We start from the raw sequence: 8,246 nt of genomic DNA, 5'->3' as shown, positions 1-8,246 counted from the left end.
ACCGGCAAAGCCGGTGCCATACACCGAGTTGCATTCTTCGCGGGCATGCCCGCTCCCACAAAGCCCCCCTGAACGCTATATATTCACAGCCATGAAAAGCCATAAGGATAAGAAGGCGTGTTGGCAACATCTCTGGTGCTGGTTGCCGCCCTGCTGCATGCAACCTGGAATACCTTGATCAAATTCAGTGGCGAGCGCTTGCTGGTAATTGCCAGCATGGACACGGTAGCGCTGGCCTTCGCGGTGCTGGCGGTGCCCTTTGTCGATGTTCCGCCTGCTGAAATCTGGCCCTGGTTGGTAGCCTCGGCACTGGCTGAGCAGTTGTACCGCTATCTGCTGATCCAGGCCTACCGCGTGGGCGACCTGGGGCTGGTCTATCCTCTGATGCGCGGGCTGTCACCGCTGGTGGTGCTGGGGCTGACCCTGGCCTTTGCCGGGGAATCGCTGAGCCAGCAGCAGATCATCGGTATCCTGTTGATCCCCTGTGGCATGGCCTGCCTGTTGTGGCAGGGCGGCGGCGGTGACCGGCTGCCATGGTCGATGCTGCCGGTGGTTGCCTTGATTGGCCTGTGCATTGGTTGCTACACCTGGTTCGACGGCCAGGCCGTGCGCCTGTGGGGCAAACCGTGGGATTACCTGGTCTGGTTGACCCTGCTCAGCGCCTGGCAATTCCCGTTGTTGGCGAGCGTCGCGCGGCGGGCGCCATTCGTACTGTTCTGGCGAACCCAATGGCGCCTTGGGTTGGCGGTAGGGTTCTGCGTATTGTTCAGCTATGCCCTGGTGCTGTGGGCCATGCACCTGGGGTCAGTGGCCGAGGCGGCGGCTCTGCGGGAGTTGAGCGTGATCCTGGTGGTGGTGCTGGGTATGCGCTACCTCAAAGAACCTTTTGGCGGGCCGAGACTCCTAGCTTGCGGGCTGGTGTTGGCCGGCATGCTGGTAATGAAGCTTTGACCTGAAGACTGAACAAGGAGTCCTGTCCATGACTGTTGCCCTGTGGTGCATCCTGATTGCGCTGCTGTTGAACCCGCTTTGTGCCTTGATCGCCAAGGCGAGCAGTGGCCGCTTCGGCCTCAAGGACAATCACGATCCGCGAGCCTTCCTCGATACCTTGTCGGGCCTGCCACGGCGTGCCCATGCTGCGCAGCAGAATGGCTACGAAGCGTTTCCGGCATTTGCTGCGGCGGTGCTTGTGGCGGATATCGTGGGCAATGCAGAGCAGGTGACCCAGGATGTGCTGGGGGTGATGTATATCACCAGCCGCTTGCTTTACATCATCTGCTACCTGGCCGACTGGGCTGCCTTGCGGTCGCTGGTGTGGTTTGCCGGCTTGGCGTTGATCGTGTCGTTCTTCGTGGTTTCCATCTGAAACCGAGTGGCCTTCTTCGCGGGCTTGCCCGCTCCCACAGGTACACCACAGTATTCAAGGGCTGTGGTGTACCTGTGGGAGCGGGCAAGCCCGCGAAGAATCCACCGCCGATCAAGGTACCTTAGGTACCTCAGGTAGCGGCTGGCCTTTAGGCCAGAGCATCCAGATCTGCCCCTGCTGCTTCATGTTCCCCGCCAGCTCGCCGGCTTCCGGCCCAGTGCCCCAGAACAGGTCGGCACGCACTTCACCCGCAATCGCCCCACCAGTGTCCTGCGCACCCACCGGGCGCACCACTGGCGAGCCGTCCGGGCGCGTAGTGGAAAGCCACAACAGGCTGCCCAGCGGAATTACCTTGCGGTCGATGGCCACGCTGTAGCCGGCGGTAAGCGGTACGTTCAGCGAGCCGCGCGGGCCTTCGTTGCTGTCCGGGCGGGTGCTGAAGAATACGTAGCTGGGGTTGCTCGCCAGCAGTTCTGGTACGCGCTGCGGGTTGGCCTGGGCCCAGGCATGAATGGCACCCATGCTCACGTCTTCTTTTTTCAGCTGGCCCTGTTCCACCAGCCAGCGGCCGATCGGCCGGTAAGGGTGGCCGTTCTGGTCGGCATAGCCCAGGCGCAGTTGACGGCCATCTTCCAGTTGCACCCGGCCAGAACCCTGGATCTGCAGGAATTGCAGGTCCATCGGGTCGGTCAGCCAGGCCAGCACCGGTGCCTTGACGCCGTTACGGTTGATGACTTCGGCCGTGTCGTATGGCTTGAGCACCCGCCCCTCCAGACGGCCGCGCAGGCGTTTGCCCTTGAGTTCGGGGTACACGCTGGCCAGGTCGACCACGATCATGTCATCAGGGATGCCGTAGACTGCCACATGGTTGGTTGCCGATTGGCTCAGGCTGCCTGGGTAGACTGGTTCGTAGTAGCCGGTAATCAGGCCATTGGCGTTGTTCTCTGCAGAGCGCAGGCCGTACACCTGCAGGTTCTGCTCAAGGAAGGTACGCACTTGGGCGGCGCTGGCTGTGGCACTGCCGGCCGCTTCGCAGGTGGCGGCCCACACCGGATCGCGCTTGAGTTTTTCGCAGCCATTGCGCCATGCATAAAAGCCTGCCAGCAGGTCTTCATCGCTGACGGCCGGCAAGTCTTTCCAAGTGGCCGGGGCATAGGTGGCGACAGCGTGGGGCTCGGGCTTGGCGCTCTCGCCGCCGTTGCAGCCGGCCAGCAAAGCCAGCACCGGCAGTGTCCAGGCCAGGTGACGCAGGGCAGATTTCATGTGTGCATTCCTGTCAGAAGCGAACATGAAGGTTCGCCCCTGCCTTTTATGTGGCTATTGGTGTTTGGCCTGGGGGCAGCGATACTGGCCGCCCATTTGCGTAGGCCGAAGTGAGCGTGATGTTTAAGCGATTGACCGTTGTTCTGCTGGCAGTACTTACCCTGGGAGGGGCTCTGACGGGGTGTGACCGGGTAGACCCGAACTCGCCGCTGGGGAAACGCAAGGTGATCTTCAAGGACATGCTCAAGACCAGCGAAGACCTGGGCGGCATGCTGCGTGGCCGGTTGCCGTTCGACGGGGTGAAGTTTGCCGACGGTGCATTGAAGCTGGACAGCCTGTCGCATCAGCCGTGGCAGCATTTTCCACAGGTGCGCGATGGTGGTGACAGCGCCGCCCGCGCCGAGGTGTGGGAGCGCCAGGCGCGGTTTCATGACCTGGCCCGGCAACTGGAAGGTGTCACTGGTGAACTGGTCGATGTCAGTCGCAGCCAGCCGCTGGATGCTGCGCAACTGAAAGCACCGATGGACAAGGTCGAGGCTGCGTGCAAGGCCTGTCATAGCGAATTTCGTAATCATTGAATGGCTGTGCTGTTTGCGCAAACCGTCGAGGCGTGTACAAATTCCTGTGGGAGCGGCCTTGTGTCGCGATAGGGCCGCGCAGCGGCCCCAGGATTTCAGCAGAAATGCATGCATAGCCGGGGCCGCTGTGCGGCCCTATCGTGACACAAGGCCGCTCCCACAAAGACCAGGCTTGCCGGCCAGATGCCTTAGCGGTCGAGATCGTCGACCGCTTCCTGCAGCTCTTTGCGCGACTCGGCCAGCTTGTCCTTGCGCTTGTTGATTTTCTCGGCGTCGCCTTTCTTCTCGGCCTTCTTCAAGTCCTTTTCCCGCTGCGCCACTTCATGGCGTGCGTCGAGCACCTTCTGCTCACGCTCTTTGCGCAGGCTGGCGTCGGTGCAGTTGTCCACACCGCGCAGGGCTTCTTCCAGCCCTGCAACCTGATCGCTGTTGCCGTGGTCACGGGCAATTTTCAGCTGGTTTTCGATGGCGCTACGCTTGGCGGCGCAACCGGTCAGGCCCGGGTCCGGCTGCGCAGCTTGCACGCTGCCCGCAGCCAGGCCCAGTGTCGCGAGTAGGAAAAGGGTCGAAATACGTTTCATGAAAAGCCTCTTGAAGGGGCGGGGCAGCAAAAGTTGGTGGAAATCCTGCCTTGGTTTTGCCCATTTAGAAACCCTTGGTGGGGTTTTCTGCTCGAGTCTCGGGTTTTTCCTACGCACTATTTGGTAAAAAATCATTGCTCAATGCGCTGGGACGGGGTCAAGAACCCTTCTATACCGGTTTCTGCCAACTGTGCGGCAATGGCTTGCACCTCAGCGGCCGCGAAAAATTCCACAAGTTGGCGCGAGCGTTTTGCGCCGATGCCGGGCACGGTTTGCCATTGCCCGGCACTGCGTGAGGCCAGTTCCTGCCAGTCGCCAGTCAGTGGCAAATGCTTGCCAATGGGCGCGCCAAGGGCGCGCAGCCACTGATCGAAGGGGCGTGAGCGTGCTTCGTCGAAACTGCCCAGCAAGTGTGCCGCAGTGAGCCTGCTGATTCCGGGGGCCTGCTGCAGGCGCTCGGCATCGAGCTGCAGCCAGTCGGTCATGGACGTCACCAGGCCCGCTTCGACCAGCCGACGCCATGTGCCGGGCCCGGTGCGCGGCAAGGCCAGGCCCTGTTTGCCGCTAAGCCAGGTGAGGCGGGCAATGAACTGCTCATCGCAGCCCTCGCCGGCCTGCCAGCAGCTGTGGGCATGATGCTGCTCGGGTGCTGGCGCGGTAATCGGTTGGCGCTCTACAGCGCGGTGCACGACGTGATCGAGCCGCGGAATGGTCAGCCCGGCAAGGCTGATGGCCACCTGATCGCCGGGGCGAATATCCAAGGTTTGCCAGCGCGCCAGCGACCCAAGGCTGACCTGGGTAATACGACGGTCATCGAGGGTAACGGGTTGCACATGCAGAACGGGCGTGACCCTGCCAGTGCGGCCGACCCGAAAGCGCACGTCCCGTACTTCAGCCAAGGCTTGTGCATAAGGGTACTTCCAGGCTGCGATCCAGTAAGGTGCCTTGGCCTGCCAGCGCTCGGCAGGCGGCCGGCTGCCCTGGCGCAGGATCACACCGTCGGTGGCGAAGGGCAGAGCAGAGCGATACCAGTGCTCGCGCCAGTGTGCCGCATCCTCCAGCGTGTCGATGGCGATGCTGTAACGCTGGCTGTCCGGAAACCCCAGCCGTGCCAGCTGGGCGAGGCGATCGGCCTGTTGCTCGGGGCCGTGCGGCCAGCCCCACACGAACAGGCCGATAGCGTTGCCTTGTGCGCCAGTCAGTTGCTTGCGTGCAAGCAGCCCTGCCACGGTACCCCGGGCGTTGGCGCTGCCTGCCTTGGCTTGCACATGGTCGTCCAGGCGCAGATACAGCTCACCTTGCAAGTGCAGGTCGACCGCCTCAGGCAACTGCCGAGTGACAGCGCCGAGTTGTGGGATGTGTCGGCTCCAGTCATGGCCGTGTACACCGTCCCCCCGGCTGGTCAGTTGTACCAATCGGCCCTGCTGGTAAGTGAGGGAAACTGCAACACCGTCGACCTTGGGCTGTACCCACACGCCGGTCTTGCCGGCCATCCATCGCGCCACGGCCTGGCGGTCTGCCAGCTTTTCGACGCCGGTATGCGGTACGGGGTGGGGGACCGGGCCGCGAGCGCTGGCGAGGGGAGAGGTGCTGGTGCCAACCGCGAAGCACTGCTGCAGGTGATTCAGGCGCTCGCGGCTCTGATCGTACAGTTCGTCGGCTACCAGGGCTATGCCCTGGCGATGGTAGTGCTCGTCCCATCGGGCAAGCGTGGCGCGCAGTTGTGCAACTTCGGCCTTGGCCTGTTGCAGGTCCCAGTGTGGGCAGGAGGCAGCCCTGGCCAATGGGACGTTCAGCGCAAATAGCAGGGCGAACAACAGCAGGTACGGCATGGCCTGGCATCCTTGCATGGCGGTGAAGCGCTTAGCGTAGGCGGGTAGCGGGGCGGCTGGCGTGTGCAGTTGTCAGGTGATATTTCGCAGGTGCTCGTCTCCAATCCCGAGGTGGGACAAGAAACGAGCGCGGCGCTCTATCTCACAGGCGATGAAAATGCCGTGACAGGCACAAAAAAGCCCCTGCCGATCGCTCGGCAGGGGCTTTCATCTGGTGCTGCAGGAAGCTTACAGGCCGGCAGCGTCGCGCAGCGACTGGGCGCGGTCGGTGCGCTCCCAGGTGAAGGTGGTGAAGGTGTCGTCGCCGACAGTCTTCTGCTGCGGGGTACGGCCGAAGTGGCCGTAGGCAGCGGTTTCCTGATACATCGGGTGCAGCAGGTCGAGCATGGTGGTGATGGCGTACGGACGCAGGTCGAAGCATTCGCGCACCAGCTGGATGATCTTGTCGTCGGAGACCTTGCCGGTACCGAAGGTGTTGATCGAGATGGACGTCGGCTGGGCCACGCCAATGGCGTACGACACCTGGATCTCGCAACGCTCGGCCAGGCCGGCGGCGACGATGTTCTTGGCCACGTAGCGGCCGGCGTAGGCGGCGGAACGGTCAACCTTGGACGGGTCCTTGCCGGAGAACGCGCCACCACCGTGGCGGGCCATGCCGCCGTAGGAGTCGACGATGATCTTGCGGCCCGTCAGGCCGCAGTCACCCACCGGGCCACCGATGATGAAGTTGCCGGTCGGGTTGATGTGGTACTGGGTGCCTTTGTGCAGCAGTTCGGCCGGCAGGGTGTGCTTGACGATCAGCTCCATCACGGCTTCCTGCAGGTCTTTCTGCGAAACCTCCGGGTTGTGCTGGGTCGACAGCACCACGGCGTCGATACCGACCACTTTGCCGTTCTCGTAGCGGCAGGTGACCTGCGACTTGGCATCCGGGCGCAGCCACGGCAGCAGGCCGGACTTGCGCGCCTCGGCCTGGCGTTCTACCAGGCGGTGCGAGAAGCAGATTGGTGCAGGCATCAGGACTTCGGTTTCGTTGCTGGCATAGCCGAACATCAGGCCCTGGTCACCGGCGCCCTGGTCTTCCGGCTTGGAGCGGTCCACGCCTTGGGCGATGTCTACCGACTGTTTGCCAATGATGTTCATCACGGCGCAGGTGGCACCATCGAAGCCGACGTCAGAGCTGTTGTAGCCGATGTCGATGATGACTTTGCGCACCAGGTCTTCCAGGTCGACCCAGGCCGAAGTGGTGACTTCGCCAGCGATGATGGCGACACCGGTCTTGACCAGGGTTTCGCAGGCTACGCGGGCGTATTTGTCCTGAGCGATGATGGCATCAAGGACTGCGTCCGAAATCTGGTCGGCGATCTTGTCCGGATGCCCTTCGGACACGGACTCGGAGGTGAAAAGGGAGTATTCGCTCATCTCGAAGGTTCCTGAAATTTACCGATGGTGTATGTCGCCAGCCGTCCGCTGAAAATGGCGGACCTGGATCTGGAAACCGTTACGCAAGCCCACGTACAGGCTGTCCGCATGGACCAGCCCGGCAGCGTTGGCCCAGCGCGCCAGGTCGTCCTGTTCGAAGCCCAGCCAGAGGTCGCCGCAGGCTTCGCGCGCCCACCCCTGGTCATGGCTGCACAGTTCGGTGACCAGCAGGCTGCCGCCTGCCTTTACCCGTTTGGCCAGCTGGCGCAAGGCCAGGGCCGGGTCGCTGAAATGGTGCAGCACCATGTTCAGCACAACGCAGTCGGCGGCCACATCCGTTGCACCCAGTGCATCGGCCAACTGCAGGTTCACGTTGTCGAGCCCTTCGCGCTGGCACACCTGACGTGCAAGTTCGAGCATGGTAGGGCTGTTGTCCAGGGCGGTGACCTGGGCAAAGCGCCGGGCCAGGTCGGGCAGGAAGCCACCGTCGCCGGGCCCGACTTCCAGCGCGCTGGCAGCCGGGTCGAAATGCAGTTTGTCGAGCAGCGCCAGCAGGCTTTCGCGGTACTGCGGAAGGCCGGCGATCAGGTCTTGCTGGGCACGGAACTTCTCTTCAACGCGCAGGAAGAAGTCCTGGCTGGTAGCCGCCCGGCGCTGCTGCACCTGGGCGATGCGCGCCTGCACATCGGGCGGCAGGGCCAACTCGTCGACTTCTTCGAGCAGCGCTGCATGCAGCCGGCCACCCAGGCGCAGGCCATCGGGCAGGGCACGGCGGTAGAAGATGGCGTTGCCTTCGCGGCGGGTTGCCACAAGGTCGGCCTGGGCCAGCACCTTAAGGTGGTGGCTCATGCCCGACTGGCCGATGTCGAAGATCTGCGCCAGTTCCAGCACGCCGAACGAGTCGTTGGCCAGGGCGCGCAATACGTTCAGGCGCAACGCATCGCCACTGGCTTTGCACAGGGCAGCCAATGTTTCGCGTTGCTCGGGGATCGATTGCGCACGCAGATTCATGGGGCGGCAGTCTAGACAGGCATCGATGCCCTAGCAAGGCCAATATCAAAAAGTTTTGATATTGGCGATGAGCTGCAAGCCGAAAGCTTCAAGCTACACGCTTTGGAGCGCTCCGAGTCGCGCTCTGTTTCTTCACTTGCAGCTTAAAGCTTGCGCTTGGCGCTTAAATGTTTGCCCCAAGCGCCCCCAGTGGGCG

8 protein-coding genes are annotated in these 8,246 nt (G+C 62.8%); 3 read left to right on the top strand and 5 right to left on the bottom strand.

Annotated features, from left to right (window positions below; all coding sequences use genetic code 11):
* The first annotated feature begins 117 nt into the window (after window positions 1-117).
* Together ACF8RA_RS00745 and ACF8RA_RS00740 are read left to right on the top strand one after the other, a co-directional pair.
* Window positions 118-951, top strand: coding sequence for an EamA family transporter (locus ACF8RA_RS00745; RefSeq protein WP_176683080.1), 834 nt, complete (start codon window positions 118-120; stop codon window positions 949-951).
* A gap of 28 nt (window positions 952-979) precedes the next feature.
* Window positions 980-1,366: an MAPEG family protein gene (locus tag ACF8RA_RS00740; protein WP_392514415.1), complete on the top strand. Its 387-nt coding sequence runs from the start codon at window positions 980-982 to the stop codon at window positions 1,364-1,366.
* Window positions 1,367-1,477: 111 nt separating this feature from the next.
* On the opposite strand, the gene ACF8RA_RS00735 is transcribed toward ACF8RA_RS00740, so the two are convergent.
* Window positions 1,478-2,629, bottom strand: coding sequence for a murein transglycosylase A (locus ACF8RA_RS00735; protein ID WP_176683082.1), 1,152 nt, complete (start codon window positions 2,627-2,629; stop codon window positions 1,478-1,480).
* Between the two features lie 119 nt (window positions 2,630-2,748).
* Here ACF8RA_RS00735 and ACF8RA_RS00730 point away from each other — a divergent pair, with 119 nt between their 5' ends.
* A complete protein-coding gene (locus ACF8RA_RS00730) occupies window positions 2,749-3,207 on the top strand; it encodes a cytochrome c (protein WP_209969626.1) in 459 nt (152 codons plus the stop codon).
* Window positions 3,208-3,395: 188 nt separating this feature from the next.
* On the opposite strand, the gene ACF8RA_RS00725 is transcribed toward ACF8RA_RS00730, so the two are convergent.
* The 4 genes from ACF8RA_RS00725 to ACF8RA_RS00710 all read right to left on the bottom strand — a co-directional run bounded on the left by ACF8RA_RS00725 (window position 3,396) and on the right by ACF8RA_RS00710 (window position 8,050).
* On the bottom strand, window positions 3,396-3,788 hold the full coding sequence (locus ACF8RA_RS00725) for a DUF1090 domain-containing protein (RefSeq protein WP_084850245.1): 393 nt from the start codon (window positions 3,786-3,788) through the stop codon (window positions 3,396-3,398).
* A gap of 131 nt (window positions 3,789-3,919) precedes the next feature.
* Window positions 3,920-5,620 carry an NAD-dependent DNA ligase LigB gene (gene ligB / locus ACF8RA_RS00720; RefSeq protein ID WP_392518679.1) on the bottom strand — a complete coding sequence of 567 codons (1,701 nt, stop codon included), beginning with the start codon at window positions 5,618-5,620 and terminating at the stop codon, window positions 3,920-3,922.
* Window positions 5,621-5,848: 228 nt separating this feature from the next.
* Entirely contained in the window at window positions 5,849-7,039 is a 1,191-nt protein-coding gene (metK, locus tag ACF8RA_RS00715) for a methionine adenosyltransferase (RefSeq protein WP_003249375.1), read from the bottom strand.
* 18 nt (window positions 7,040-7,057) lie between these two features.
* Window positions 7,058-8,050: a metalloregulator ArsR/SmtB family transcription factor gene (locus ACF8RA_RS00710; RefSeq protein ID WP_176683085.1), complete on the bottom strand. Its 993-nt coding sequence runs from the start codon at window positions 8,048-8,050 to the stop codon at window positions 7,058-7,060.
* Window positions 8,051-8,246: the final 196 nt, after the last annotated feature.

Origin of the sequence: Pseudomonas sp. FYR_5 (assembly GCF_043106315.1) — a bacterium.
Lineage (GTDB): Bacteria > Pseudomonadota > Gammaproteobacteria > Pseudomonadales > Pseudomonadaceae > Aquipseudomonas > Aquipseudomonas putida_Y.
This window is presented reverse-complemented; position numbering and strand designations above follow the sequence as displayed.

Coding starts and splice junctions, on each gene's coding strand:
- ACF8RA_RS00740 (WP_392514415.1), top strand. CDS start 980: ATGACTGTTGCCCTGTGGTGCATCCTGATTGCGCTGCTGTTGAACCCG.
- ACF8RA_RS00735 (WP_176683082.1), bottom strand. CDS start 2,629: ATGAAATCTGCCCTGCGTCACCTGGCCTGGACACTGCCGGTGCTGGCT.
- ACF8RA_RS00730 (WP_209969626.1), top strand. CDS start 2,749: ATGTTTAAGCGATTGACCGTTGTTCTGCTGGCAGTACTTACCCTGGGA.
- ACF8RA_RS00725 (WP_084850245.1), bottom strand. CDS start 3,788: ATGAAACGTATTTCGACCCTTTTCCTACTCGCGACACTGGGCCTGGCT.
- ligB (WP_392518679.1), bottom strand. CDS start 5,620: ATGCCGTACCTGCTGTTGTTCGCCCTGCTATTTGCGCTGAACGTCCCA.
- metK (WP_003249375.1), bottom strand. CDS start 7,039: ATGAGCGAATACTCCCTTTTCACCTCCGAGTCCGTGTCCGAAGGGCAT.
- ACF8RA_RS00710 (WP_176683085.1), bottom strand. CDS start 8,050: ATGAATCTGCGTGCGCAATCGATCCCCGAGCAACGCGAAACATTGGCT.